Below are 26,151 nucleotides of genomic sequence, written 5' to 3'. Positions count from 1 at the left end.
GAGGAGGATCAGACAGTGAGCTACAACCCCTACGCGCTCGCCTTCCCAGCAGCCGAATTCGTGCTGAAGAGCCAGGATTTCGAGAACGGCGGCCCGCTGCCTGCGGCTTGCTACAACACCGAGAAGGGAGATAATCGGGCGCCCGCGCTGGCATGGTCGGGGCTGCCCGAGGGCGCCCGCAGCGTGGTGATCACCGCCTTCGACGCGGATGCGCCGATTCCGGGCGGGCTCTGGCACTGGGTGGTCAAGGATGTGCCCGCCGAGGTGGGAAGCATCGCGGCGGGTGGCGAACTGCCGGGCGGCGCTGTCGCGCTTACCAACGACCTGGGGCAGGCGGCCTACTCAGGCGTACAGCCGCCGCCCGGCACCGGCATCCATCGGCTGTTCGTCTGCGCGACGGCGCTGTCGGTGGATCGCCTGGAGGTTCCCGAGAGCGCGAGCCTCGCGCTGCTCAATATCCTGATGATTCCGCACACGGTCGGGCGGGCGGTGATCGTCGGAACGAGCGACCCCGACGCCTGACCGCCGTCACCAGTGGAATCGGCCGAATGCACCCGGTCCGCGGCGGCGACGGGTGCTCGCGAGTACCGAGCCGATGACGGCTGACGATTCATCGCCTCTGGCATTCCCGGTCCGTGCCGTCCAGAACCCGAGACCCAGCACCCCGCTTCCGGTACGGTCACGCTCGATTGACCTCGAAATCAAGTGCACGACACCCGAATCCGAGGGGAGAGACGATGCGCCGCGATCGTCGTCAGGAGAATCGCCGACGGCCTTCGCGGGTGACCGCGTTGCGGCGCCGGGAACCGCCGGTCTTGATACGCGCGCTGCGACGGATGAAGTCCGCGGCGACGTCGGAGCGCGGCGTGCGCCTGGCGGCGGTGGTGACGGCGACCGCCGTCCTGGCTACCGCGTTCATGACCTATCAGACGCTCGATGCCACTCGGCACCAGATTGCGATCAGCGACCGCAATGAGCTGACCGGCAGATTCATCCAGGCCAGCGCGCAACTCGGTGAGGAACAGATCGAGGTGCGGGTCGGCGCGATCTATGCGCTGCAACGGCTTGCCTTCGACTCGGAGCGGGAGCGAACCACGATCGTGGAGCTGCTCGGGACCTTCGCGCGGTCGCGGGCGCCGGTGTCGGCTGCCTGTGGCGGGCGTGGCGGCTCCGAGACGGGAGCAGCCGAACCGGGCAACGACGTGCTGGCCGCGGTCACCGTGCTGGGCCGACTGAACCGGGAACCGGTGGCCGGAGAGAAGCGGCCGAACCTACGCGGAATGTGTCTGGCGCGGGCCGATCTCGCCGGCATCGACTTGCGCGGCGTGAACCTGATCGACACGAATCTCACCGAGGCCGACCTGCACAGGGCGGACCTCCGGGGCGCCGCGATCAGCCACGCGAATTTCACGAGCGCGAGATTGACGTTCGCGAACCTGAGTGAAATTCGTTCGGACCGGACCATTTTCGCGGATACCTGGCTCGACGAGACACGGATCATCGACTCCGAGTTCCGCGATGCCGACTTCCGGAAGGCCACGATATTCCGCTCCGACCTGGAAAAGAGCACTCTGTTCTGCGGAAGCTTCGCCGGTCTCCGGCTGGACGACCCGGTTCTCCTCGATCGCGAAGTCGCGTTCGGTGGCGGACTGGACGTATTGCTGAAGAGCGGGCCTCCAGCCGGCTATCGTCCGCTGCACATCGCGGGTGGCGACCCGCAGGCGGCGGCGCGCCCGATGGACGAACTTGTCCGTGCGGGTCTGCTCGTCCTCACCTCGACCGAGTGCTTGCCGCCGCTTCCCGCGGCTGCCCGCTGACGTTCAGACCGAGGTCGCGTCGGCGGTGGGGACGAAGCTGAGGGCGGGGGCGCCGGCGTCGGTATTGGTGGGGTCCGGACCGGGACCCGGTGCGACAAAGGACAACTCGGGCATGCGCAGCGGGCTCGGCGCCAGCGGTGGCGCCTCGCGCCAGTGCGGCGCAACGGCTTCCAGCGCGAGCCCGATCTCGAGCAGCTCCACCTCGGCCCACGGCACCCCGCCGAGCTGCACCCCGAACGGCATCCCGGTCGCCCCCGACCGCCCGGCGGGCAGCGCGATTACCGGCGCGCCGGAGAAATTGGCCCAGGTCACCGGCACCTTGTCGGCGCCGAGGATGGAGGCGGCGGAGGCGGCGACGCGCGGCATGCCGTCGGTGGCGGCGCCGGGCAGCACGATGGCGGTGAGGCCGTTCTCCGCGAAGACCCGGTTGTAGGCGCGCTGGTAGACGGCACGGTCGCGGCTGAACTGCAGGTACTGGGTGGAGGGGATGCTGAGCGCGGCCAGCCCCATCTCGACGACGGCGGCGCTGAAGGGGCTCAGCCGGGTGACCTGGTCGGCCCACTGCCGGTGGTACATGCCGAGTTCGACGGCATTACCGTCGAAGAGCCCGCCGGGCTCGGCGGGTAGCCGGACGTCGCGCAGCTCGCCGCCGAGCTCGACGATCAGCTCCAGGAAGCCGGTGAAGAGCGCGCCGAGCCCGGCGGGGAGCGCCTCGGCGGCCATCGGGATGCCGAAAACCTTTCCGCTCAGCGGTTTGGCGCCGTCGGCCGCGGTGGTGGGCAGCCCGCCCGCCGGGAAGGCGGGGGCCAGCTGGGTGACGGGGTCGTGCAGGTCGGGGCCCGCGATGGCGTCGAAGAGCAGGGTGGCGTCGGCGAGCGAGCGGCCCATGGGGGCGGGGTGGTCGCGGCTCCACATCACCGGGATGACGCCGTAGCGGCTGCACCGGCCGAAGGTCGGCTTGATCGCGCTGACCCCGCAGCGGGAGGCGGGCAGCCGGGCGGAGCCGCCGGTGTCGGTGCCGAGCGCGAGCGGGGCGAAGCGGGCGGCGAGCACGGCGGCGCTGCCGCCGGAGGAGCCGCCGACGCTCTCGTCGAGCTTCCACGGATTGCCGACCTGCGGGGTGGCGGTCATGATCGCGAATTCGTCGGTGTGCGTGTGGCCGATCAGCACGGCGCCGCTGTCGCGCAGCCTGCGCCAGATGGTGGAGTCGCCTGCGGCGATATTGTGCTCCAGGATCTGGCTGGAGGCGGTCAGCGGCAGTCCGCCGACGGCGAAGAGATCCTTGACCGCGATGGGCAATCCGCACAGCAGCGGCGCGTCGCCCGCGGCCAGCCGCGCGGCGGCCGCCTCGGCCTGCTCGTAGGCGGGCTCCGGGTAGCTGCGGATCCAGGCGTTGGTGCCGCCGCCGTAGTCGGCGCTGCGCTTCAGGCAGGCGTCGAGCAGCTCGGCGGGGTGCAGCTGCCCGGCGTGCAGCAGGCTCGCGGCCTCCAGCGCGGAGAGCAGTGCCGGGTCGGTCGCGCGCACCGTGGCCGGGTCGGGCAGCCGGGGCGCGCGGTGCCGGGCCTGCGGGCGGGCGCCCGCCGCGCCGGGGAGCACGGTGGCACCCACCGCTCCCGCACTCGCACCGCGAATGAAGGAGCGACGCGAGACGCGTTGTAACACAGAGGATCACCCAGCTTTCGTCGAACGACGAACTCCCGGCCGCGTGCCGATTGCGGCGAAAGTTACCAGGCGGGGTTCCACAAAACATTTTTAGGGATGCGAACCAACCCGGAGTCGAACTTCGAGTCTCGGACGGACTGTTTCGAGCCGCGACCGGTCGGTTCGACCGGGGTCAACTCACATCGCGGCGCAGCCAGGTGACCTCGGCTCCGGTCTCGTATCCCCCTCGGAACGCCTCGAGTTCCTCGTCCCACGCCGTGCCGAGCGCGCGCTCGATCTCGGCGGAGAGGTCGTAGTACCGCCCGATCTCACGGGCGGCGTCGAGCATCGAGCGCAGCCGCATCTCGCCGACCTGCACGTCGCCGTTGGCGCTGGTGCTGCCGTGCCACAGCCCGAGGCCGGGCACGAAGCTGTAGCGCTCGCCGTCGACGCCGTCGCTCGGGTCCTCGGTCACCTCGAAGCGGAGCACCGGCCAATCGCGCAGCGAGCGCGCGATCCGGGCGGCGGTGCCCACCGGGCCGACCCAGTCACTGGTGGCGCGCAGCTGGCCCGCGGCGGCGGGCTGACCGGTCCAGGTGAGCTTGGCGGGGGCGCCGAGCGCCGAGGTCAGAGCCCACTCCACGTGCGGGCACAGCGCGGCAGGCGAGGAGTGGATGTACACCACTCCCGCCGTCGCATCAGAGAACTGACTCGATGCGCGCACCATTGACACCTCCAGCTTCGACGAGGGACGTCTTCCCCAACGGCCCGACGGAGCTGGCGTTGCCCGAGTGTACTGGAGTGCTCGGAGTTACAAGTGTTACTCGGCCCCCGTGTCGACCCCGAGTGACTTCTCGGCGATCACCGCGTCGCTGAACGCGGGCCACGCCCCCCGTGCCCAGTCCCCGAAATTCTCGTCGCTCAGCGCGACGCACGCCACCCGGATTTCCGGGTCCACCCACAGAAAGGTGCCCGACTGGCCGAAATGGCCGTACGAGCGGCCGGAATTGGTGCCCCCGGTCCAGTGCGGGGACTTCCCGTCGCGGATTTCGAAACCGAGTCCCCAGTCGTTCGGGCGCTGCCTGCCGTAGCCGGGGAGGATCCCGTCGAGCCCGGGGAACTGCACGGAAACCGCCGCTCCATGGGTCTCCGTGGAGATCAGCGCAGGGTTCAGCAACTCGACAGCGAACCGGGTCAGGTCGGCCACCGATGAGGTCGCGCCGTGTCCGGCCGGGCCGTCCAGCGACGAGTGAAGCATACCGAGCGGTTCGAAAATGGCCTCGCGCAGGTACTCCGGGAACGCGATCCCGCTCTCCGCCTCGAGCAGCTCCGCCAGCAGCTCGAAGCCTGCGCTGGAGTAGATCCGCTTGGCACCCGGCTCGGCGACCACCTCGCGGCTGTCGAAGGCGATGCCGGAGGCGTGCGCGAGCAGGTGCCGGACGGTGGCGCCCGCCGGCCCCGCCGGCTGGTCGAGCTCGATCGCGCCCTCCTCGACGGCGACCAGAACCGCGTACGCCACCAGGGGTTTCGTCACCGAGGCGAGCTGGAATACGTGATCGGCGTCACCGGTGGTCGCCACCGCGCCGTCGGCGGTGACGACACCGGCCGCCGCGTTCCCGACCGGCCAGTTCCGTAGTTCCTCGAAGGCGCGCACACCGCCGAGCCTACGGAAGCGAACGCGCGAGCGCCGGGGGCCGATCGGCCGCGATCAGCGATCGGCGTCCGAGTACTTGATGATGCCGCGGATGTTCTTGCCGTCGAGCATGTCCTGGTAGCCCTGGTTGATGTCCTCCAGCCGGTAGCTGCGGGTCACCATGTCGTCCAGGTTGAGCTGGCCGGACTTGTACAGCCGGAGCAGCGCCGGGATGTCCTGGCGGGCGTTGCCGCCGCCGAAGATGCAGCCCTTGACGGTCTTCTGCAGCATGGAGAGCAGGAAGCTGTTCAGCTTGACGTCGGAGGCGTCCATCCGGCCCATCGAGGTGACCACGACGGTGCCCGCCTTGCTGGTGAGGATGAGCCCCTCCTCGATGTAGTCGCCGTGCATCTCACCCATGGTGAGCACGACCTTCTCCGCCATCCGGCCCTCGGTGGCCTCCATGAGCGGCACGATGGCCTCGGCCATGCTGGCGAAGGCGTGCGTGGCGCCGAACTTCTGCGCCTGCTCGCGCTTCCACGGGTTGGGGTCGATGGCGACCACCTTGGAGGCGCCGGAGAGCACCGCGCCCTGCAGCGCGCTCATCCCGACGCCGCCGATGCCCGCGATCACCACGGTCTCGCCCGGCTGCACGTTCGCCACATGCGTGGACGAGCCGAAGCCGGTGGGCACGCCGCAGCCGACCAGGCAGGCGACCTCGAACGGGACGGTGGGGTCGATCTTCACCACCGAGGTGTGGTGCACCGTCATGTACGGCGAGAAGGTGCCGAGCAGGCACATCGGGATGACGTTCTGCCCGCGCGCCTGGATCCGGTAGGTGCCGTCGCTGATGGCCTGGCCCATGAGCAACCCCATGCCGAGGTCGCAGAGCGCCATGTTGCCGCTCACGCAGGCCGGACAGCGGCCGCAGGCGGGGATGAACGAGAGCACCACGTGGTCGCCGACGGCCAGGTCGGCCGGGACGTTCGGGCCGAGCTTGGTGATCACGCCCGCGCCCTCGTGCCCGCCCATGACCGGGAAGGACGGCATCGGGGTCGCGCCGGTCACGATGTGGTGGTCGGAGTGGCACATCCCCGCTGTCTCCAGCTGGATCTGCACCTCGCCTGCGACCGGGTCACCGACCTCGATCTCCTCCACCGACCACGGCTCGTCGATCCCCCACAGGATCGCGCCCTTCGTCTTCATTTCGCGTCGACCTCTCGCATGCGCATGGCTGACTGTGACAGCCCTTACACTACGAGAAGATTGAAACACGTTCTAGTGCTGACGCGAAATTGCCCTGCCGAAGATCGACCACCCGGCGGAACACGTTCCAGATTCAGATCAGACGCTGCGCCCGCTCGAAGAGCTCCAGGGTGATGGCGTGCAGGAAGTCACCGACCTGCTTGGGCGCCTTGCCCGCGAAGGCGCGGGCGTGCGTGCCCTCCAGCACGATGCCGAGCTTGAAGCAGGCGAGCACGGTGTACCAGTCGACGGCGCTCAGGTCGCGGGTGGAGAAGCGGCCGTAGTGCTCGATCATCTCGGCCGCGGTCGGCAGCCCGCCCGCCGCGCCGAGCAGCCCGACCAGCGCGGCGCCGGTCGTCCCCGGCTCGGGCCTGGTGGCCAGCTGCCAGCCCAGGTCGAGCAGCGGGTCGCCGATGGTCGACATCTCCCAGTCGACCAGCGCGGCGACCTCGGGGCCGTCGTAGGAGAACATGATGTTCGCCAGGTGGCAGTCGCCGTGCAGGATGCCGGGGGTCCACTCGGCCGGGCGGTTGCGCTCCAGCCAGTCGCCGACCGCGTCGATGCCGGGAATCCGCGGCCCCGGGTACCCCTCGTTCTGCGTGTACGACTCCAGCTCGCCGAGCCAGCGCGGCACCTGGCGCTCCAGGAAGCCGTCCGGGCGGCCGTAGTCGTCGAGCCCGAGTTCGCGGTAGTCGAGCGCGCCGAGCCGGGCGATGGCCTCGACCGCGGAGAGCCCCATGCCCCGGCGCAGCTCGGGGTCGCTCGCGTGCGGCTCGGGGAGTTCGGTCTGCGGGTTGAAGCCGGTGATCGGCTCCATCAGGTAGAAGACGGCGCCGATCAGCGTCTCGTCCGGGTTGGCGGCGATCACCCGCGGCGCGCGCACGTCGGTGCCGTTCAGCGCGCCGAGCAGCCTGGCCTCGCGCCGGATCACCTCGTTGGACTTGGGCCGCAGGTGTTCGGGGCCGCGGCGGAGCACGTACTCGCGGCCGCCGCGCCGGAACCTCAGCATGATGTTCTGGGTGCCGCCGCCGAGCGCGACCACGTCCTCGAACGGTCCGCCCGGCAGCCCCTGCTCTTCCATCCACTGACCGACGACCGCGAAGTCGACCACATCGCGTTTCACGTCGGCCGGTTGCGCTACAGACATGCCGACATTCTGCCCTAGCTCCGCCGCCCAACTGAAGGCGTGCGGCAGCAGTTGCTCCGGTGCTGCTCGGCGTAGGGTTCGGGGCACGATGCGCACGCTCCTGATCGACAACTACGACTCGTTCACCTACAACCTGCACCAGTTGCTCGGCGAGGTGAACGGCGTGCCGCCGGTCGTGCTGCGCAACGACGCGGTCACCGATCTCGCGGAGCTGGAGCTGGAGCGCTTCGACAACATCGTGATCTCGCCGGGGCCGGGGCGGCCGGATGTCGTGCGCGACGTCGGCATCTCGGCGGCGGTGATCCGGGACTCCGCGCTGCCGCTGCTCGGGGTGTGCCTCGGGCACCAGGGGATCGTGGTGGACGCGGGCGGGGTGGTGGCGGCGGCGCCGGTGCCAAGGCACGGGTACCCGGATCGGGTGTCGCACGACGGGGAGGGGCTCTTCGCCGGGTTGCCCGCGGATTTCACCGCGGTGCGGTACCACTCGCTGGTCGCGCGGGAGCCGCTGCCCGGCTCGCTGCGGGTGACCGCGCGCAGTGGCGACGGGGTGGTCATGGGGGTGCGGCGGCTGGATCGGCCGCAGTGGGGGGTGCAGTTCCATCCGGAGTCGGTGTCGAGCGAGTTCGGGGCGGCGCTGCTCCGCAATTTCGCGGAACTGACGCGGCGGGCAAGGGTTTCCGGCGGAGCCGGGGCGATCCGTTCCCGCACCGGCGCCGGGCCGTTGCCGGGGTCGCGCGCGCCGCTGAACGGTGCAGCCGCGCGGCCGGGCACGGGAGCACCGGTGAACGGCGCGCGGGGAGCGACGGAGCGCCCCGCCGCGCCACCTCGGCGCGACGGCGCACCGCAGCGCCCTCGATATCGCCTGCGGCACACCGCGATCCCCCGCGCCATCGACACCGAGGCGATCTTCCTCCGGCTCTACGCCGACTCCCCCACCGCCTTCTGGCTGGACAGCGAACACGTCGAGCCGGGGCTCGACCGCTTCTCCTTCCTCGGCGACGCGAGCGGCCCGCTGGCCGAGGTGGTGCGGTACCGGGTGGGGGCGGGCGCGGTGCGGGTGGAGTCGGCGGGCGGGGTGCGCTACGTGCCCGGCAGCGTGCTGGAGTACCTGGCGAGCGAGCTGCGCCGCCGCTCCGACGTCCGGCGGCCACCGCTGCCGTTCGACTTCGCCTGCGGCTACGTCGGCTACCTGGGCTACGAGATGAAGGCCGAGTGCGGCGGGAACGCGGCGCACACCGCCGAGACCCCGGACGCCCAGTGGATCTTCGCCGACCGCATGGTGGTGGTCGACCATGTCGCCGCCCGCACCCACCTGCTCGCACTGGACGACGGCAGCGACGACGTGAGCAGCGCCTGGCTGGCCGCCACCGAGGCCGCGCTCACCGAGTTGCCGACCTGGAGCAACCCGGCCCCGCTGAACGTTCCCGCCGACCCCGCCGCCATCGCCCCGCTGCTCGGCCGCGGCCGCGACCGCTACCTCGCCGATATCGCGGTCTGCCTGCAGCGGCTGCGCGCGGGCGAGTCCTACGAGATCTGCCTGACCGACGCCGCGCGGGTCCCCGACGACCGCGACGGCCTCGCGCTCTACCGCACCCTTCGCCGCTGCAATCCGGCGCCGTACGCCGCGTACCTGCGCTTCGGCGAGCTCGATATCGCCTGCTCCTCGCCGGAGCGCTTCCTGCGCATCGACCGCACCGGCACGGTGGAAAGCAAGCCGATCAAGGGGACCGCGCCGCGCGGCGCGACCCAGGCCGAGGACGACCTGCTGCGCCGCGAGCTCGCGGGCGACCCGAAGACCCGCGCCGAGAACCTGATGATCGTCGACCTGCTCCGCAACGACCTCGGCCGGGTCTGCGAGATCGGCAGCGTGCACGTCCCCGAACTGATGGCGGTGGAGTCGTACTCCACGCTGCACCAGCTGGTCTCCACGGTGCGCGGCACGCTGCGGCCGGACGCGGGGCCGGTGGACGTGCTGCGCGCCTGCTTCCCCGGCGGCTCGATGACCGGCGCGCCCAAGCTGCGCACCATGGAGATCATCGACGAGCTGGAGACCGAGCCGCGCGGCGTCTACTCCGGCACCATCGGCTACCTCGACGTCTCCGGCACCGCGGACCTGAACATCGTCATCCGCACCGCGGTGCGCTCGGGCGGCGGCTGGCGGATCGGCGCGGGCGGCGCCATCGTGCTCGGCTCCGATCCGGCGGCGGAGTACCTGGAGATGGTGCTCAAGGCGGCGGCGACGTACCGCGCGCTGGCCCCCGCGCCGGTCCGCGGCTAGCCCGCAGCACCCGCGCCGGTCCGCAGTTAGACCGCGGCACTCGCCGCCGGTCCGCGGGTCAGACCACAGCCCGCACGGCGCCTGCCTCGGGACCGCGCGGCCCCACGGTGCGCACGAAGGTGACCGGCTGCCCGGCGTGCAGCGTGCGGTACCCCGGACCCTCGATACCGGTGTACTCCACGAAGACCGGGGCCGGGTCGTCATCGGCGGCGAGGAACCCGAACCCCTTCGCGGCATCGAACCAGCTCACCACCCCGCTCCACCGATCTGCCTGGACGACGGGCGCGGGCGACAGGGCAGGGCTGGCCACGATGCTGATCTCCTGGTGCTCGGCGAATCCGCAGCCACCGTACTCCGGCGCACGCCGGACGGCACGCCAGAACCGTCCGGCGCCCGCTCCGGCGGTCCGGGCGTGTCGGTGCCCCGTGGCATAGTTCCCTTCACCATGGAACGATCCACCACACCGGAGCTGAGTAGGGGCGCGCACACCGAGGTCCCGGGTTCGCTGCTGGCCGTGGTGATTTCGTGGCGCTCCGAGCACGCGATGGACGCGGTCGCGCTGCTGCTCGGCGCCGATGGCACGGTCCGCTCGGATCGGGATCTGGTGTTCTTCAACGCTCCCCGGCACCTCTCCCAGGCCGTCACGCTGGATCAGCAGCCGGAGCCGCACACCGCGCGGCTCAGCGTCTCGCTGCCGCGCACCGAGGCGGCGGTGCAGCGCATCGTGATCGGCGGCGCGCTGGAGGCGGGCACCTTCGCCGAGATGTCCGGGCTGACGCTGGAGGTGCTCGACGCGAGCGGCCCGGTCACGCGGTTCGCCGCCACCGGCGCGGAGCCCGTCCGGGCGCTGTTGTTCGGCGAGTTCTACCGGCGCGACGGCGGTTGGCGGTTCCGCGCGGTCGGCCAGGGCTGGGCGAGCGGGCTGGCCGGGCTGGTCACCGAATTCGGCGTCGCCGTCGCCGAATCCGATCGGCGCGGCCCGGAGCTCACCCGCCCGCACCGGGTTCTGCCGCCGCCACCGCCGCCGGCCCCCGAGCGCGCGGACTGGCACCCCGACCCGGACGACCGCACCCGGCTGCGCTGGTGGGACGGCTCCGGCTGGACCACCGAGACCGCGGTGCACGTGCCGGCAGGCTCCCGGCGCTGCCCGCGCTGCGGTGCCGAGCTGCGCCGCCGCGTGCTCGGCGGCCTCGCGCCCTGCCGCGGCTGTGAGCAGCGGGTCGCCGAGTACCTCGCGCAGTGGCAGGCGCGGGCCCGCCGGGTGCTCGCCGCCGACGGCCTCGACGGCACCGGCTGGGACGACCTGCTCGCCGCGCTGCGCTACCGGCGGATCGAGGAGCACCGGGGCCGGGAGCTGCTGCGCGAGATCGGGATCGCGCACGCGGAGCGGCTGGTCACCTTCGCCTTCGCCGACGGCGAGGTGCTCGACGACGAGCTGGAATCGTTCGAGCACGCCGTCACCGAGCTGCGGCTCGGCGGCCCGCTGATCGACGACCTGCGCCGCCGGATGCAGCGCGGGCACACCCTGAGCAGGCTGCGCGGCGGGCAGCTGCCGCTGGTGCGCGCACCCGGGCTGCACCTCGACCCGGAGGAGGCGGTGCACCTCGACATCACCGCCGTGCACCTGCGGATCCTCGCCCGCGGCCCGCGCCGCACCGAGGGCAGGCTGATCGCGAGCAACAAGAAGCTGCGCTTCACCGGGCACGGCATCGGCACCGAGCTGCCGTGGGCGCGGGTGGTCTCGGTGCGGGTCGAACGCGGCGACGTGGTGGTCGCGGCGACCTCGGCGCGCGGCGGCGCCACCTTCACGGTGGCCGACCCGGAGTACGTGGCGGCCGTGCTGGAGGGCGCGCTGCGGGTGGCGAAGCGGCTGGTGCTGAGCCCGGGGCAGCGCGATTCGCGCAGCGTCCCGCAGGAGGTCAAGGCCGCGGTGTGGCAGCGCGACGGCGGGCGCTGCGTGGAGTGCGGCGACGGCCACTACCTGGAGTTCGACCACGTCATCCCGATCAGCAGGGGCGGCGCGACCAGCGCCGCCAACCTGCAGATCCTGTGCCGGGCCTGCAACCGGGCCAAGGGCGCCCGGATCTGAGCGGTCTCAGATATTGAGCACGGCGTTCATGATGGTGCCCGCGCTGGTCGCGACGACGCCGCCGATCATGGCGCCGGCGATCTGCTTCGGCGACTGCAGCCCGCTGCCGCTCCACTTCTCCCAGGCGAAGCGGCCACCGGCGTAGATGATCGCGATGATGCCGGAGAGCAGCGCGAACCAGGTGATGTACCGGACGAACTGCATGATCTTGTCCGACAGCGGCGGTGCCTCCGGCGTCGGGTTGCCCACCTGGGCCAGCGTCGTGAAAGCGTCCCCCACCGACGCCAGGATGATGCTCACCGCTGCACTCCCCTCTTCAGGACACGTTCTGCCCACGGACAATTCGCTATCCGTCGAGGATACGGCTCCGAGCCGCCTCGCCGCCGCTGTCGGTCCGGGCACTGCCCCATCCGCCCCTGCGCTGCCACCTCCCCGCCGCGACCGCCCGGCGCCGGCTGCGCGAAACCGGACGACGCGCGCCGACTCGAGCCGGACGTGGCACACGCACCCCGGCGACCGGATACGATTCCAGGAGTGTTCCCCGCCCTGACCCACGATCCGGAGTGAGCAGACCATGATCATGGCCTCCGCCCTCGACACGCTGGCGTTCTACGACACGCTGGCGCAGATCGGTAACCCCAGCCCGGAAGCGCCGCCGATCTCCGACAAGTTCCTGCAGCTCGTCCGCTACTTCACCTGGTTCGTCCTGCTCGCGGGCATCGTCGCGATCATCTTCGCGGGCGGCAAGTTCGCCTGGGAGAAGTGGACCGGCGGCGGGCTGGAATCACCGAAGATGGTGGCGGGCGCCATGATCGGCGGCGTCGTTGCCACCAGCGCGGGCACCATCATGAACGCCGTCATCGGCTGAGCCCACGGCTCAGCCCGTGATACCGGCCGCGCGGGCGGCCCGGAGCCAGTCCGGGAATTCGCCGAGCAGCCGCGCGTAGAGCTCGGCGTCGTCCACCAGGTCGACGTCGTCCAGCGCGAAGAACCCGGCGTTGTCGACGACGCGGCCGTCCATCTCGTCCAGCGAGCGCAGCAGCCCGTAGTTCGCCTTGCCGAGCCCGACGAACTGCCAGAACGCGGGCAGCTCCGCCGCGGTGCGCATGAGCTCGGCGATCTCGCGCTTCTTCGCGAAGCCGCCGTCGGTGAAGAAGAGCACGAGGGTGGGCGGGCCGCCGCGGCGCAGCGTGGAGATGATCTCGCCGATGATCGGCAGCTCCTCGTTGCGGGCGCCGAGCGCGCCGTAGTCGATGCCGCCGTGCACGCCGTTGAGGTGCAGGAACGTCTCGCACCACCGCTCGGCGTGCTCGACCGTGATCTCCGGCAGCTGCGCGAACTTCAGCGCGTAGAGGTACGGCTCCAGCGTGCCGTCGTCGTCCAGCTGGATGGCGATCGGCACCATCCGCTCGACCACCCGGTGCACCACCCTGCGGTGGTACTGCTTGGCCATGCTTCCGGTCTTGTCGAGCACCAGCACCACCCGGGCCCTGACGTCGCTCGCCTGCCTGGCGTGCAGCACGGTCGAGACCTCGCGCTTGCGCAGGTCGAGCGTCTGCCGCTTCTCCAGCGAGAGCTTCGCCTCGCCCGGCACCGAGCGCACCACCGGCGGTGCGGTTTCCCCGTCGTCCACCGAGACGCCGTGGTCGGTGACCAGGTCGGCGAAGCCGCCCGCGTACCCCTGGCCGACCGCGCGCACCTTCCAGTCGGCGCCGCGCCGGTACAGCTCCAGCGCGATCACCACCGATTCGCTGCTCAGCCCGGCTACCACGTATTCGTAGCCGGTCACGCTCGCCACCGGGGCCGGGTGGTCGCCGAAGCGGCCGCTCGGGTCGTCGAGCGTGAGCACCACCCGCACCTGCGCGATCTCCGCGGGCAGCTGCGCGGGGTCGACGGTCAGCACGCCGTCGCGCAGGGCGACACCCGGTGCCTGCGGCTGATTGAAGAAGACGAAATCCGCGTCGGAGCGGACCTTCCCGCCCGCGGTCACCAGTAGCGCGGCGACGTCGGCCGCGACGGCCGAGCGGATCGCGACCGTCACCGGGCCGGGGGGCAATGCCCCGTTCTGCCCCTTCGTCAGTGCCGTCGCCATGCCTGCGCCTCCCGATCGTCGCCGAATCGGGTTCAGACTAGAGCGCGGGCAACACGTCCGCGATCTGTTCGGTGGCCCAGGCGGCGAGTTCCGCGGCGCCCATCGGCAGGGCGAACCGCGCGGAGCGGTGCAGCGGCTGCGCGTAGCGGCCGTCACCGGTGAAATCTCGCCAGAACATGCCGACCTCGCTGCGCTCCCCGTCGGCCCCGCGGGCGCCGGAGAGCACCTTGACGAAGCCGGACGCGGTGGCCGGGGCCTCGAGGAAGGGGGACCGCTCCCCCGGCGGCGCGGCGGCGACACCCGGGAGCGCTCCGGCGGCCACCTCGCCGTAGAGCGCGAGCAGCGTGGCCGCCAGCTCCGCCCGCGGGCGGGCGACCACGTCGAACCCGCGGCTGTGCCACAGCGTCTCGCCCGGTCGCTGCGTGAGCACGAAGCAGTGCTCGCCGTGGACGAGGGCGTGCCCGCGCACGTGCGTCTCCGGATCGCCGTGCGCGAAGTCGCTCCAGGAGTGCGCCACCAGGAACACCTCGGGAGCGGCGATGGCGCGGGCCAGCGCCTGGAACTCCGGGTGCGCGGTACCCCGCACGATCTGCCGCAGCCGGTCGATCTCGGCGGCGTACGGCTCGGCCCGCACGATCCGGCTGGTGAAGGTGAAGGGCTCCGGCAGGTTGCCCCGCCGGTACTCGTCGCAGAGCGCCTTGAACTCCAGATCGCCGAAGCTCCATGCGGCGCCGGTCATTCCTCGTCTTCCCGGTGCCGCTCCAGCCGGTCGACGATCTCCGCGATGTGCTCGTCCACCCAGACCACCAGCTCCTCGGTGCCCATCCCGCGGGCCACCGGCGAGCTGCTCATCGGCATCACGTACCGGCCGTCGCCCGGCACGTCGCGCCAGAGCATCGCCGTCTCGACCCGCCCGCGCGGCCCGAACTTCGACCGGCCCTGTAACACCCGGAGCAGCCCGGAGGCACTGGCCGGAATCGCGAAGAACGCCGCGCTGCGCGCGGAATCGCGGTCGTCCGGGTCGTCGTTGTCGGAGATCATGGAGCTGTAGGCGGTCTCACCGCCGGGGTTCCGCACCGCGGGGTCCAGGATCGGTATCGGGGTGTCCCGCCCGGATTCGGTTACCGGCAGCAGCGCGAGCACCCGGTCGGCGAGGGCGTGCGGATCGCACTCCACGACATCGAATCCGGCGCTGTGCAGCACGGTCTCGCCCGGGTGCTGCCTGATCACGAAGCCGCGGGCCCGCCTGCGCAGCCCGAGTACCCTGATCCACTCCTTCGGGTTCTCGATGTCGCGGTCGTTCCAGGCCTCGGCTGTCACCGCCACATCGGGCTTGGACAGGGCGTCCGCCAGATCCTCCAGGTCGGGGTCGTAGCGATCGCGGAAGTCGCGCAGTACGCCCGCCGTCGCGGTCTCCAGTGCCGCGGCGGAGCGGATGGTGCTGGTGTAGGTGAAGGGGTCGGGTATCTCACCGGGCCTGACATCTTCGCAGAGCACCTTGAACTCCAGATCGGAGAACTCCCAGCGCCGGATCACGGCTCGATCACCGGCCGCACCCGATCGGGTACGGCGTCGAAGACCTCGTCCAGGTTGACCCGGGAGTGCAGGAACTTGCCCGGCTTGTGATCGTTGCCGCCCGCGTTCTGCGCGCCCGCCCCGCCCGCACCCGGCGCCATCGGCGCGCCGGTGCCGGGTGTGCCCTGCTGCCCGCCCTGCGCTCCGGCCGGGCTGAGCTGGGTATCCGAGCCGTCCAGACTCGCCCGCGGAAAGACCTGGCCCGCGGTCTGCTCGGAGTAGGAGGGCAGGGGCTGGGCGACCTCCGGAATGCCCGCGCCGCCGCCACCGCCGCCGCCTGTCGCTCCGCCGCCCCCCGCCGCACCGAGCGCCCCGGCCAGCTCGTCCAGTTTGCCGGGGCCGCCGAGCAGGCTGTCCAGGTTCTGCTCGATCTGGGCGGGGTCGAACAGGTTCTGCAGCCCTTCCATCCCGGGGAGGTCGCCCAGCTGCGCGATGGACTGGATGCCCTGCAGCGCCGCATCGGTGAGTTTGCCGATGATGTCGCCGATGCTGCCCCCGCCGTTCTGCCCGCCGAGCAGGCCGGACAGCGGCGATTCGCCGGGAAGCCCGGCCCGCGGGGCATCCCCGCCGAGCGCCCCGAGCGGGGACTCCGGCCCGAGCGCCTCGGAGAGCGGCATGTTCTTCAGCTCCTCCGGCATCTGATCCACCGGAACGCCGGTGAGCTGGGAGAGCGCGTCGGCGAGGGTGGGCTCCTCCTGCCCGTCGGGTGTGGTGATCGGGGTGTCCCGCAGCGCCGCGGGCAGTTTGTCCGGCGAGGTGCCGGTGAGCTTGCCGAGCAGGTCGGCCACCGACGGTGTCTTGGGCGGCGTGGCCGCGGGCAGTCCGGCCGATCCGCCGCCGCCCTGCCCGAGGCTGTCCATCAGCTCATCGACCGATGGCACCCGCGGTGACTGCGCCGACGACGGCTTGCCGCCGCCGGCGGCGCCACCCCCCGGGATGCCACCGCCGCCGGGGATGCCACCGCCGCCCGACGCACCACCACCGGACTCGCCGCCGCCGGGGGTCGCCGCGGAACTCGGCAGCGCCGCGGTCGGCACACCCGAGCCCGGCCCCTGGGGCTCCCCGCCCATCGCGTTCATCAGCTCGTCGACCGAAGGCACCCGCGGTGACTGCGCCGACGACGGCTTCGCGCCGCCGCCCGCGCTCTGGCCGCCATCCGCGCCTCCCGGCGCGCTCGGCATGCTCGCGGCCGGAATCGACGGGGTCATCGGGGATTCCCCGGCGAGCGCTGCCGCGTCGAGCGGGTTCTGCGATTGCGCCGCTGTGAGCGAGTCCGCCGGCCACCGCACGCTCTCCTTCGGGAGATAGGGGTTGGCGGTCGTGCCGATACCGCCGCCGAGGCTATCGGCGCCCGGGCCGAACAGGCTGTTCTGGCCGGGCCCGAGCCCCGCCTGCTGCAGCCCCTGCTCGTAGCCGGCCGCGTAGGCTTCCTCCTCGCTGTCGAACTGCGTCAGGTCGCCGTTGCCGTCCCCGGCTCCCGGGATGTCACCGCCGTCGATGTCACCGCCCCCGGCATCACCGCCCTCGGTGTCGCCCGCGGGCGGCGCGAAGGTCGGGTTGCCGTGCATGTCGGGCGCGCCGGGGATGGCGGGCATGTTCTCGACGGTGTTCTTCATGCCGTCGCCGTAGTGCCGCTGCCACTCGGCCCGGTAGCGCCGGGTGACCTTGCCGGGGCAGCAGATCCCGGGGTCGGGATCCTGCGGCATGGAGATCTTGGTGAAGGCCACCCACTGCGCGGTGTACTGGAGATTCGTGCTCATCGCGATCATCGCCTGATTCAGCGGTTTGATCGATGCCTGGTAGTCGGTGACCGCCTTCTGCGCTGCCTGGCCGCCGGTGCCGATCCAGCTCTCGTTCAGCGGCAGGATTGCCCCGACCATGTCGTTCAGCCGCTCGGTGAGGGTGAGGGCCAGCGCGTACCAGGATCGCGCGCGCGCGATGATCGAAGCGGGGTCGAGATGCAGGTACAGCTTGTGCATCTCCTTCATGTCGAGGCTGTCCTTGGGCTCGATGTCCACCCGGACGGTCGCGTCCTTGGCGCCGAAGGAGGTCAGGAACTGCGGGACGGTGTAGGCGTCGCCGCCCTCGTAGCGCGGGGTGTCGTCGCCGGGGAAGTCGCGCTGGAACTTGCCCCCGGACGGTTCGGCGAGCGTGGCGCTGGGAACACCGCCCGCGTTCAGGTTCTCCTGATACGCCGTCGGGGTCGTCGGCATCGAGACACCCTCGAGCGCGCTGATGCTGTCGGCGCTGGCGGAATCGGTCGACTGGTACTTCTTGCCCGCGGCGACGAAGGTATCGCCCATCATCGTGATGATCTGGATCTGATCGGAGAGCACGTCGCGCAGGTGCGCGGCCTTGGTGTTGTAGACGTTGGTCAGCGTGGCGCCGGAGGCGAGGACCTGCTCGGAACCGGCGGAGGCGATGACGGGCATGGTCGTCAGCCCGAGGTTCTCGATCGCGTCCTTCATGCCGATGAGGTCGTCGATCAGCTCCTGGCAGGCCGTCGCGCCGGTGAGCGCATCGGCGGGGTCGAACTGCAGGAGCCCGTTCTTGGTCTGCTTCTGCAGCTGCTGGCAGGCGTTGATCTGCGGGTTCTGGCTCATCGGACTCTCATTCCTCGTTCTCCATGTGCCGGTCGAGGCGAAGCAGGATCTCCGCGACCTGTTCGTCCACCCACTCGACCATTGCCTTGGTCCCCATTCCGGTGGCCACCCGCATGTGCGCGTTCCGCCGGATGACGTAGCGGCCGTCGCCCGGCAGATCGCGCCACTCCAGCCGCATCCCGACCCGGCCGCGGGGGCCGAACTTCGACCGGCCCTGGAAGAGCTGCAGATCACCCGCCCGCTCGGCCCGCGTGGCCAGGAACGCGGCGCCGCGCTCGGCGTCGGCGTCGGCCGCCTCGTCCCCGATCGACGGGCCGATCGGGGACGAGCCACGGTCCGGCTCGGCATCCGCGTCGGGCAGCGGGATCTCCAGCGATCGCCCCGCGTTCGCGAACGGCAGGCAGCCGAGCGCGACCTCGGCGACGGCATGCGGATCGCACTCGGCCACGTCGAACCCGCCGCTGTGCCACAGGGTCTCCCCCGGGCGCTGGGTGATCACGTAGCCGCGGGCGCGGCTCCGCACGGCGTGCACCCGCACATGCTGCTCGTGCGCCGCGAAATCCGCCTCGTCCCAGGCGTGAATCGCCAGGCTCACATCGGGTCTGGCGATCGCCTCGGCGAGAACGGCGAGCTCGGAATCGCCCCGGGCGCGCAGTTCGGCCAGCACCCGGCGCCGCTCGGCGGCGTAGTCCTCGGCGAGCGGGATCCGGCTGGTGAAGGTGAAGGGCTCCGGGACGGCGCCGTGCCCCTCCCGGTCACAGATCAGCGCGAACTCCATGTCGGTGAAGGCCCACCGACCGCTCACTGCTCGATCACCGGCCGCACCCGGCCCAGCGGTCCGTCGAGCAGCTCGTCCAGGTGGTCCCGCGAGTTCAGGTACTCACCGCGCTTGTGCTCGTTCTGCTGGGAAGCGCCGGTGCCGCCGCCGCCCATGCCGCCGCCCATCGGCGCACCGGGCGTGCCGCCGCCGGGAGCCTGGCCCGAGGCCGCGCCCGCCGTACCCTGGAAACCGGCCGGGCTGAGATCGGGGCCCGCCACCGATGCCCGCGGGAATCCCCCGCCGTTCTGGGTGCCCGGATAGGGCGCCAGCGGCTGGGACTCCGCGACGGCCATCCCGGGAATGCCGCCACCGCCACCCCCACCCCCGCCAACACCGGCACCGGCCAGTTCCAGCGCCTGACCGGTCGGCTCCAGCAGGCCGCGCAGCCCGCTCTCCAGCAGCCCCGGATCCAGCGCCTGGCTCAGCGCACCACCGGGATCGACCCCGCCCAGCTGCAGGAACGACTCGATGTTCTGCGAAATCGAGTCGGCGAGCTCGCTCAGGATCTGGAACAGATTCGGCGTGCCCGGTTTCCCCCCGCCCGGCGCCTGCGCGTCCAGCGCCGCCGCCTGCGCCGGTTCGGCCGCGCTCAGGCCGCCGGTCTCGGACGGCAGCCCCGCGGAATCGGCCCCGAACAGGTCGGCGAGCGGCATGTCCCTGAGTTCCGCCGGCATCTGCTCGACCGGGGCGCCGGTGAGCTGGGCCAGCGCGTCGGCCAGCGACGGCGCCTCCGCGCCGTCGGGCGTCGTGATCGGGGTGTTCCGCAGCTCCTCGGGCATCTCGGCCGGGTCGACGCCGGTGAGTTCAGCGAGAACGTCGGCCGCGGTCGGGGTCTTCGGCTTCTTCTTCGGCTTGTCGCCACCCGGCTGCTGCGCGGCAGGCAGCCCGCCACCGCCGCCCGCGGCGCCGAGCGCGCCCGCCGGGCTCAGCGGCGCGGTCTCCTGGCCACCGCCCTGACCACCGCCCTGGCCGCCACCTTCGCCGCCGCCTTGGCCGCCGCCCTGGTCACCGCCCGGCGCGCCGCCCTGGCCGCCGCCCTGTGCAGCGCCCTGGGCGCCGTTCTCGGTGGGCAACTCGGCCGGGGCAACGCCGGGTTGCAACCCGGGATCGGCCTGACCCGGGTTGGGGCCGCCCGCTTCGCCCTGACCCTGGCCGGCACCGGGGAGCCCGGCCTGCTGGCCGGGGCCGGCCTGCAGGCCCTGATCGCCGCCGCCCGGGTTCCCCGCCCCCGGGCCGATCCCCGGCTGCCCGCCTTGACCACCGTTCTGCTGCGCGTCCTGCTGCCCGTCCTGGAAGCCGGCGTTGTAGGCCTCCTGCTCGGTCTGGTACTGCGGCAGGTCTCCGTTGTTCCCATTGCCGCCGTTGTTTCCGTTGCCGCCGTTGTTTCCGTTGCCCGGCGAGCCGGGCTTGTGCGGCTCCGGCACACTCGACAGCCTCGCGGAGGTAGGCGTGACGGGTCCCTCGATCAGCGGCATGGAGCTCGCGGTGTTGGACATGCCCTGGGCGTAGTGCTTCTGCCACTCCGCGCGGTAGTGGTTGAGCACGAGCTGGGTGACATCGTTCCTGGTGAGCTGGGCGGAGATGTCGACCTTCGGCATCGCGTAGCCGGTGCGTGCCAGCCATTCCGCCGTGTACTGGAGGTTCTCGCTCATCGAGAACATGGAGTCACGCAGCGGGGTGACCTTCGCGGCCCACTCCGTGCTGGCCCGCTTCGCCGCCGCGGCGCCCACACCCTCCCACCGGGGCGCCCAGCCGTTCATCTTGTCCCGGAACGAGTACAGGGTGGCTTGCAGGTCCTTGGCCAGCACCCACCATGCCTCCGCGGCGTGGTGCACCCGTTCGACGTCGGCTGCCAGATGCTGCCCGAGCTGGAAGAAATGATCGAAGACCAGGGACTGGGGATTCTCCACGGTGATCGCACCCGGGGCGGCCGGGTCGAGCCGCCCGCCGTAGTCGGCGAGGTCGAGCGGCATGGAGTAGGCGTCCATCACGAGGTAGTCGTCGTCGTATCCGCTCAGCCCCGCGTCCTTCCAGCCGTCGACCCCGGTGAGCAGGAACGGCGAGGCGATCGGATTGTCGAACCTGTCCGACCTCGCGAAATCGATGGAGTAGGCGCTGGCCGTGGTCGGCATGCGAATCTCGTTCAGCCGGTTCTGCAGACTCTCGGCACTGGCCGCATCGGTCCCGGCGTACTCCTTGCCCGCCCAGATGAAGGTCTCCCCGATGTCGGTGACGATGTCGGCGTGCGTCTGCAGGGCGGCGGAGAGCGTCCGCGCCTTCGACTCGTAGAGCTGGGTGAGCTGCCGCCCGGACTCGTGGATGTAGGTGGTGCCGTCGGCACGGGTGATGGTCACCATGTCGTCGAGGTGATGCTCGGTGATCGCCCGCTCGAGCCCGAGCAGGGTGCCGACCACGTCCCTCGCCGAGTTCGCGGCCTCGATCGCGGCCTCCGGCTCGAACCGCAGCCGCGACTCGGAAGCGCTGGTACGGAGATCGTCCCACGCTGCGGGCAGATCGGACATGCGGTTCCTCTGGCTCGGTGGTATACGGGGGGAGCGGCGTCACAGCTCCCGGTCGGCGACGATCGATGGCGGGGCCGCATCGTGCACGTCGTTGTCCCGGTTCTCCGGCCACTCCGGTGAGGTCGGCGGCACCGTCGGGGTGACCGGCGGCTGCGGAATGAACCCGCGCAGGTCGGGCGCGCCGTCGACGATATCGGAGAGCGCGGGCAGCGAATCACGCCGCTCGCCAACCGGTTTCATCAACTCGGCGGCCTGCTCGGCGACCTTCGCGGCCGCCTGCTGGACCGCCGCCGTGATGTTCAGGGCGATCTCGTCCATCTCCAGGTCGAGGATGTCGTCGGCGAACTTGGTCTCCACGAGCAGGCCGTCCGCGTTCACGGTGACCTCGATGCGTTTCTCACACGCGGTCACCGTCGCGGTCAGCAGCGAGCGCTTGCGCTGCACCTCCGCGATGTCGCGCATCTGCTCGCTCAGGCCGTTGAGCATGAGCGCCATGTCTTCGTGCAACCGGCGATTCACCATGTGCTGCTCCCGCTTCCGCCGTTCGGATCAGATGGTCGGCTGGTCCGCGGAGGTCAACGCGGTGACCGCATCGCGCTGGCCGGCCGCGAACTCGTCCAGGGTTCCCGCCATGCCGTCGAGCCCCTGCAGCAGGTTGTCCCGGGAGGCCTGGTAGCCGTTATTGGCATCACCCTGGATGAACTTCTTGCCCATCTTGTCGCTGCCCCACGGTTGATCCGCGCCCGCCGACTCGTAGGTGGCCAGCTCCTGCTGCAGGGTGGTCAGCACCGAGCGAACTCCGGCTGCCAGCTCCTCGGTCAGCCCCGCCGCGTTGGCGAGCGCGGCCGGGTCGACCTCGATCCGCTCTGCCATGCTCTCGTCCCCTTCGTCGGTTCGTGACGGGCCGCGAAATGCTCGCCAGCTCTCCGCATTACACAGTATGCGTCTTAACTTCTTGTGGCAGACAGGCTAATTCGAGTTTTCCGGTCCCGCCCGCCGAACCCCTGAACAAGGCTCCTACCTGCGGTGATCGTGCACCTTCCCGATACACCGGGCAGGGCGGGGCCGATGTGCGACACATCACAAGGTGAACGCGACATCAACATCGCCCGCGCCTTGCTCCGCGGCCGACGGCTGCGTGCTATCGGCCGCGGAGGGATCCTGCTCCTCCTTGCCCGCCTCCGCCGCGTCCGGAGCGGCGACGGCGCCCTCCGGGAGCCAGGGCTCGTCGGTGCCGTCCGCCGGAGTGAACGGCTTCGGCATGTGCGGCCACTTCGGCCACCGCTGCGGCCGGGCCTTGCCGCGCACATCCTTGCCCTCGCCGGCGAAGCCGTACTTCTCCTCGGTGTGCTGCGCGGCCAGCCCGGCCTGGGTGCTGCCACCGCCGACGGCCTGGGTGCCATCGATGATGGAGTGCCCGCTGCTGTTGCTGCCGAGACTGGCCTGGCTGCCGTTCGTCGGGTGCTCCGCGAGCGGCCGGCCGAAGCTGCCGGAGTTATCGGAATCCGTTGTGGTCGGGGAGTCGAGCCAGGCGTCGGGGCGCTGCGAGCCGGCACCGTCCGGCAGGCCGGAGCCATCGATCTCGGGCTGCTGGAAGCCGTCGGAGAGCAGATTTCCCTGTTCGGGCCTGCCGATCGCGATCGGTTGCGGACCTGCCACGAAATCCGATTCCGACATGCCCGGCGGGATCACCGGGGCGACCGTGGGGACCGGATGCACCGGGCCCGCGACGAAATCCGACTCCGACATGCCCTCCGGGATCACCGGGGCGGGGGCGCCCGGCCGCGCCGGGGCGGCATCGGAGATCGGGTCCCGGACCGGCCGGACCACCGGGTCGATCTCGGTGTTCAGCCGCGGCAGCCCCAGCCTGCGGGCCCGGTTGCCCGGCGACTCGGGGGCAGGCGCGGGCGCGTTCCCCTGGGCGTGGGAATTCTGCTGCGACGGGGTGGGATCGCCGCTGTACGTGGGGCCAACGTAGCCCTGGAAGCCGGTGTTGCTCTCGGAGGTGCCGGGGAAGCGCGGAGCGGGGGCATCGGGCAGCGGGCTGATGGGCGATTCGCTGTCGTAGTCGATCCGGCCGATGGGGCTGCTCGGGGGGCTCACCTCCGGGGCGCCGTCCCGGTTCGCTGGGGTATTGGTCTCGGTCGGGCCGTAGAGCGACCGGTTGTCGGTGTTCCGCTGCACCGGGGTGCCGTCGTCGCCGTCCCGGAACTGCTGCGTGCCGATGTGCTCACCGCCGCCGCTATGGCCCTGCTGCACCGGGTTTGCCGGTGCGGCCTGGATATTGTCGCCGAGTACCGAGGTGGTGTCGCCGCGGAACGGGCCGCCGGTGTGCTCGGCGAGGCCGCCGTGCTGTGCGGGGTCGCCCGGCCGGGGCTGGATGCTCTGGTTGCCGTCGGTGCCGAGGACGTTGTTCTCCGAGCTCTGGTTGTGCAGGGGGCTGTCGACGCTCTGGCTGCCGAGGCTCTGGTTGTGCAGGGGGCTGTCTACGCTCTGGCTGCCGAGGCCGCCCTCGTTGCTCAAGCCACCCTCGTTGCTCAAGCCGCTCTGGTTGCTCTGGTTGCCGAGGCCGCCCTGGTTGGACTGGCTACCCAGGCCGCCCTGGTTGGACTGACTGCCGAGGCCGCTGGTTTGAGTGCTCGAGCCGTGCTGCACGGCCTGGTTGCCGCCGCCCACCTGGGTGCCCTGAACTGTCTGGTTGCCGAGGCCACCGCTGCCCTGGGTGAACTGGGGGCTGTGCTGGACGCCGAGCGTCGGGCTGTCCTGGAACCCCTGATAGGCGCCGTCCTGGTTGCCCTGCGCCACCTGGGTGAATTCGGGGCTCTGCTGGACGCCGAGTGTCGGGCTGTCCTGCAAACCCTGGTAGGCGCCGTCCTGGTTGCCCTGCGCCACCTGGGTGAATTCGGGGCTCTGGTGAACGCCCAGCGTCGGGCTGTCCTGGAAGGCACCATCCTGATGGCCTTGCACAAACTGGTTCCCGTCCACACCCTGGCTTCCTTGGAAACCCTGGCTGCTCTGGACGGTCTGGTCCCCCTGAACGCTCTGGCCGCCCTGAAAGGACGGGGCCCCGTCGACACCCTGGGTCCCTTGAAAGGACTGGTTCCCACCGCCCTGGTTCCCTTGGAAGGTCTGGTTCCCACCGCCCTGGTTTCCCTGATGCCCCTGGAACCCTTGGCTTCCGTCGGCCCCCGTGTGCCCACCGTTCAGCACCGTCCCCCCGTTGAGCGCCCCGCTCATGAGGTGCGGCCCGCCGGGGACCGGACGGCCGGTGCTCGACCCGTCGATGACCCCGAAGTTCGGTGCGTTCGGGCTCGACGGCGAGGTGTTCGCGCTCGACAGCCCCGCGGGGTCGACCGGCCTGCCGCCGCCGGGGGCGGTGGCACCGCCCGGACTGTTCGTCCCACCCCCGTTCACCGGCTTCAGCTCGATATCCGTTTTCGGCGGCTTCTTGTCCCCGAAGTAGCCGCTGCCCCAGCTCTCGTCGAACCACCACGCGTACCCGCGCCAGTTCTCCCGGCGGTACTGCCCCGGGGTGATCCCCGCGTCCACCCTCGGGATATTGCCGGTGTATGCGGAGGCACCGCGCCCACCGCCGACCAGGGCGCCCTGGATGAAGCCGCCCGCCCAGCCCTCACCGGAGGTGAAGGAATCCGCGAAATTACCGCCGAGCAGGGCATTCACACCACCGACAGCCATATTGCCGACGGCGGCGCCCATCCCGTCCGCAATCGAGCCGATCATCGCGCCGCGGAAGGTCCGGTAGGCGCCGTTGTCCACGTTCCAGCCCTTGGCGGAGAACTTCCTGCCCGCCGCGTCGGCGTATTTGCCGAGCACGCGGCCGAACTCGCGGGCGGGCAGCGCGCCCGCGACGCTGCCGAGAATGGAGAAGCCGAGCTCCTTGCCGTTCACCCCGCCGCGGCGCTTGTGGTCCGCGATCTGGCCGACCTGCACCGAGAGGTTGATGCCGCCGCCGATGGCCGCGGCCTCCAGCGCACGGGCGCCGTAGACGCCCCAGCCCTTCGCGGTCGGCGCGACCGGTCGCAGATGCGCCCATTCTTTGAAGAAGTGGCGCTTCACCCCGGCCGGTGCGCCCATCTTGCCCGCGATATTGGTGATCGTCTTCTGCACGGTGTCCTGGAAGACCTTCAGGAACGAGCGGGTGGTGAGGATCAGCGCGCCCTGGTTCGCGGCCGCGGTGGGCGGGAAGAGCCACGCCCAGGCGATCTCGACGGCCAGCCAGCAGAGCGTCACGATGATGGTGATCTTGGTGGCCTGGAGTTCGGTGCCCATGTCGAAGGCGCAGTCCGAGACCATCTGCATGGCCTCGGCGAGTGCCTCCAGGGACTGGTCGCCGGTGCGGATCTCGTTGTAGCGGTTGCCCATCTCCTCGGCCGCGAAGCCCTGCGGGTAGGCCGCCATGGTGGCCAGCCTGGCCTCGTCCACCTTGACCAGCAGCGCCGTTATGGCCTCGGTCGCCTCCGCCCACGCCTTCGAGGTGGCCCACGCCTCGTCCTCCATGCCGTCGGGCCAGGCGGCGCCGGCGACCCAGCCCAGCCAGCGCAGCTCCTCCGGCAGGGAGAGGCTCATCGCGCGAGATTTCGGTCGGACGCCATCGGCCGGGGCATTGCTCTCCTCCTCGGGAAGGGTTCCCGGATTGGAGCACGGCAGGGTGAACGTGAAGTGCCCGGA

At 71.3% G+C, this 26,151-nt stretch carries 21 protein-coding genes; 5 read left to right on the top strand and 16 right to left on the bottom strand.

Features of this window, described 5'->3' with window-relative positions:
• The first annotated feature begins 15 nt into the window (after window positions 1-15).
• Window positions 16-522 carry a YbhB/YbcL family Raf kinase inhibitor-like protein gene (locus tag LTT61_RS25940; protein ID WP_233016638.1) on the top strand — a complete coding sequence of 169 codons (507 nt, stop codon included), beginning with the start codon at window positions 16-18 and terminating at the stop codon, window positions 520-522.
• 215 nt (window positions 523-737) lie between these two features.
• Window positions 738-1,817 (top strand): pentapeptide repeat-containing protein, encoded by a 1,080-nt coding sequence (locus LTT61_RS25935; RefSeq protein ID WP_233016637.1) that lies wholly within the window; start codon window positions 738-740, stop codon window positions 1,815-1,817.
• A gap of 3 nt (window positions 1,818-1,820) precedes the next feature.
• Here the strand turns inward: LTT61_RS25935 and LTT61_RS25930 are convergent, their stop codons facing one another.
• The 5 genes from LTT61_RS25930 to LTT61_RS25910 form a co-directional block, all read right to left on the bottom strand.
• A complete protein-coding gene (locus LTT61_RS25930) occupies window positions 1,821-3,479 on the bottom strand; it encodes an amidase (protein WP_233016636.1) in 1,659 nt (552 codons plus the stop codon).
• Window positions 3,480-3,651: 172 nt separating this feature from the next.
• Entirely contained in the window at window positions 3,652-4,182 is a 531-nt protein-coding gene (locus tag LTT61_RS25925; RefSeq protein ID WP_233021198.1) for a DUF3145 domain-containing protein, read from the bottom strand.
• 96 nt (window positions 4,183-4,278) lie between these two features.
• The gene (locus LTT61_RS25920) at window positions 4,279-5,112 is read right to left on the bottom strand and encodes a serine hydrolase domain-containing protein (protein ID WP_233016635.1); all 834 of its coding nucleotides are present in this window, start codon (window positions 5,110-5,112) and stop codon (window positions 4,279-4,281) included.
• 54 nt (window positions 5,113-5,166) lie between these two features.
• Window positions 5,167-6,297, bottom strand: coding sequence for an NDMA-dependent alcohol dehydrogenase (locus LTT61_RS25915; protein ID WP_233016634.1), 1,131 nt, complete (start codon window positions 6,295-6,297; stop codon window positions 5,167-5,169).
• Window positions 6,298-6,430: 133 nt separating this feature from the next.
• Complete coding sequence (locus tag LTT61_RS25910; protein WP_233016633.1) at window positions 6,431-7,483, bottom strand: phosphotransferase family protein; 1,053 nt, start codon at window positions 7,481-7,483, stop codon at window positions 6,431-6,433.
• Between the two features lie 88 nt (window positions 7,484-7,571).
• Between LTT61_RS25910 and pabB the strand changes: the two genes are divergently transcribed.
• Window positions 7,572-9,761, top strand: a complete 2,190-nt coding sequence (pabB, locus tag LTT61_RS25905) for an aminodeoxychorismate synthase component I (protein ID WP_233016632.1) — start codon at window positions 7,572-7,574, stop codon at window positions 9,759-9,761.
• Window positions 9,762-9,819: 58 nt separating this feature from the next.
• Here pabB and LTT61_RS25900 read toward each other — a convergent pair whose 3' ends face one another.
• Window positions 9,820-10,056, bottom strand: a complete 237-nt coding sequence (locus LTT61_RS25900; RefSeq protein WP_233021197.1) for a cold-shock protein — start codon at window positions 10,054-10,056, stop codon at window positions 9,820-9,822.
• Window positions 10,057-10,206: 150 nt separating this feature from the next.
• Between LTT61_RS25900 and LTT61_RS25895 the strand changes: the two genes are divergently transcribed.
• Window positions 10,207-11,850, top strand: a complete 1,644-nt coding sequence (locus LTT61_RS25895; RefSeq protein WP_233016631.1) for a TerD family protein — start codon at window positions 10,207-10,209, stop codon at window positions 11,848-11,850.
• 6 nt (window positions 11,851-11,856) lie between these two features.
• Here LTT61_RS25895 and LTT61_RS25890 read toward each other — a convergent pair whose 3' ends face one another.
• Window positions 11,857-12,150 (bottom strand): hypothetical protein, encoded by a 294-nt coding sequence (locus tag LTT61_RS25890; RefSeq protein WP_067654870.1) that lies wholly within the window; start codon window positions 12,148-12,150, stop codon window positions 11,857-11,859.
• A gap of 274 nt (window positions 12,151-12,424) precedes the next feature.
• Here LTT61_RS25890 and LTT61_RS25885 point away from each other — a divergent pair, with 274 nt between their 5' ends.
• A complete protein-coding gene (locus LTT61_RS25885) occupies window positions 12,425-12,718 on the top strand; it encodes a hypothetical protein (RefSeq protein WP_233016630.1) in 294 nt (97 codons plus the stop codon).
• Window positions 12,719-12,727: 9 nt separating this feature from the next.
• Here LTT61_RS25885 and LTT61_RS25880 read toward each other — a convergent pair whose 3' ends face one another.
• The 9 genes from LTT61_RS25880 to LTT61_RS25840 all read right to left on the bottom strand — a co-directional run bounded on the left by LTT61_RS25880 (window position 12,728) and on the right by LTT61_RS25840 (window position 26,049).
• Window positions 12,728-13,942, bottom strand: coding sequence for a VWA domain-containing protein (locus LTT61_RS25880; protein ID WP_233016629.1), 1,215 nt, complete (start codon window positions 13,940-13,942; stop codon window positions 12,728-12,730).
• Window positions 13,943-13,979: 37 nt separating this feature from the next.
• The gene (locus LTT61_RS25875; protein ID WP_233016628.1) at window positions 13,980-14,681 is read right to left on the bottom strand and encodes an ESX secretion-associated protein EspG; all 702 of its coding nucleotides are present in this window, start codon (window positions 14,679-14,681) and stop codon (window positions 13,980-13,982) included.
• Complete coding sequence (locus LTT61_RS25870) at window positions 14,678-15,478, bottom strand: ESX secretion-associated protein EspG (RefSeq protein WP_233016627.1); 801 nt, start codon at window positions 15,476-15,478, stop codon at window positions 14,678-14,680. The genes LTT61_RS25875 and LTT61_RS25870 overlap by 4 nt, the downstream gene beginning before the upstream one ends.
• The gene (locus LTT61_RS25865) at window positions 15,475-18,120 is read right to left on the bottom strand and encodes a WXG100 family type VII secretion target (protein WP_233016626.1); all 2,646 of its coding nucleotides are present in this window, start codon (window positions 18,118-18,120) and stop codon (window positions 15,475-15,477) included. Before LTT61_RS25865 ends, LTT61_RS25870 begins: the two co-directional genes overlap by 4 nt.
• 7 nt (window positions 18,121-18,127) lie before the next feature.
• On the bottom strand, window positions 18,128-18,925 hold the full coding sequence (locus LTT61_RS25860; RefSeq protein WP_233016625.1) for an ESX secretion-associated protein EspG: 798 nt from the start codon (window positions 18,923-18,925) through the stop codon (window positions 18,128-18,130).
• The gene (locus tag LTT61_RS25855; RefSeq protein ID WP_233021329.1) at window positions 18,922-21,462 is read right to left on the bottom strand and encodes a hypothetical protein; all 2,541 of its coding nucleotides are present in this window, start codon (window positions 21,460-21,462) and stop codon (window positions 18,922-18,924) included. The genes LTT61_RS25860 and LTT61_RS25855 overlap by 4 nt, the downstream gene beginning before the upstream one ends.
• A 39-nt stretch (window positions 21,463-21,501) precedes the next feature.
• Complete coding sequence (locus tag LTT61_RS25850) at window positions 21,502-21,984, bottom strand: YbaB/EbfC family nucleoid-associated protein (protein WP_233016624.1); 483 nt, start codon at window positions 21,982-21,984, stop codon at window positions 21,502-21,504.
• A gap of 27 nt (window positions 21,985-22,011) precedes the next feature.
• Window positions 22,012-22,335: a hypothetical protein gene (locus LTT61_RS25845; protein WP_233016623.1), complete on the bottom strand. Its 324-nt coding sequence runs from the start codon at window positions 22,333-22,335 to the stop codon at window positions 22,012-22,014.
• Window positions 22,336-22,542: 207 nt separating this feature from the next.
• Window positions 22,543-26,049, bottom strand: coding sequence for a hypothetical protein (locus LTT61_RS25840; RefSeq protein WP_233016622.1), 3,507 nt, complete (start codon window positions 26,047-26,049; stop codon window positions 22,543-22,545).
• Window positions 26,050-26,151: the final 102 nt, after the last annotated feature.

Source organism: Nocardia asteroides (assembly GCF_021183625.1).
Classification (GTDB): domain Bacteria; phylum Actinomycetota; class Actinomycetes; order Mycobacteriales; family Mycobacteriaceae; genus Nocardia; species Nocardia asteroides_A.
This window is presented reverse-complemented; position numbering and strand designations above follow the sequence as displayed.

Excerpts from the sequence above, each read along its gene's own strand:
- LTT61_RS25935 (WP_233016637.1), top strand. The coding sequence starts at position 738 with ATGCGCCGCGATCGTCGTCAGGAGAATCGCCGACGGCCTTCGCGGGTG.
- LTT61_RS25915 (WP_233016634.1), bottom strand. The coding sequence starts at position 6,297 with ATGAAGACGAAGGGCGCGATCCTGTGGGGGATCGACGAGCCGTGGTCG.
- LTT61_RS25910 (WP_233016633.1), bottom strand. The coding sequence starts at position 7,483 with ATGTCTGTAGCGCAACCGGCCGACGTGAAACGCGATGTGGTCGACTTC.
- pabB (WP_233016632.1), top strand. The coding sequence starts at position 7,572 with ATGCGCACGCTCCTGATCGACAACTACGACTCGTTCACCTACAACCTG.
- LTT61_RS25895 (WP_233016631.1), top strand. The coding sequence starts at position 10,207 with ATGGAACGATCCACCACACCGGAGCTGAGTAGGGGCGCGCACACCGAG.
- LTT61_RS25885 (WP_233016630.1), top strand. The coding sequence starts at position 12,425 with ATGATCATGGCCTCCGCCCTCGACACGCTGGCGTTCTACGACACGCTG.
- LTT61_RS25880 (WP_233016629.1), bottom strand. The coding sequence starts at position 13,942 with ATGGCGACGGCACTGACGAAGGGGCAGAACGGGGCATTGCCCCCCGGC.
- LTT61_RS25875 (WP_233016628.1), bottom strand. The coding sequence starts at position 14,681 with ATGACCGGCGCCGCATGGAGCTTCGGCGATCTGGAGTTCAAGGCGCTC.
- LTT61_RS25865 (WP_233016626.1), bottom strand. The coding sequence starts at position 18,120 with ATGAGCCAGAACCCGCAGATCAACGCCTGCCAGCAGCTGCAGAAGCAG.
- LTT61_RS25855 (WP_233021329.1), bottom strand. The coding sequence starts at position 21,462 with ATGTCCGATCTGCCCGCAGCGTGGGACGATCTCCGTACCAGCGCTTCC.
- LTT61_RS25850 (WP_233016624.1), bottom strand. The coding sequence starts at position 21,984 with ATGGTGAATCGCCGGTTGCACGAAGACATGGCGCTCATGCTCAACGGC.
- LTT61_RS25845 (WP_233016623.1), bottom strand. The coding sequence starts at position 22,335 with ATGGCAGAGCGGATCGAGGTCGACCCGGCCGCGCTCGCCAACGCGGCG.
- LTT61_RS25840 (WP_233016622.1), bottom strand. The coding sequence starts at position 26,049 with ATGAGCCTCTCCCTGCCGGAGGAGCTGCGCTGGCTGGGCTGGGTCGCC.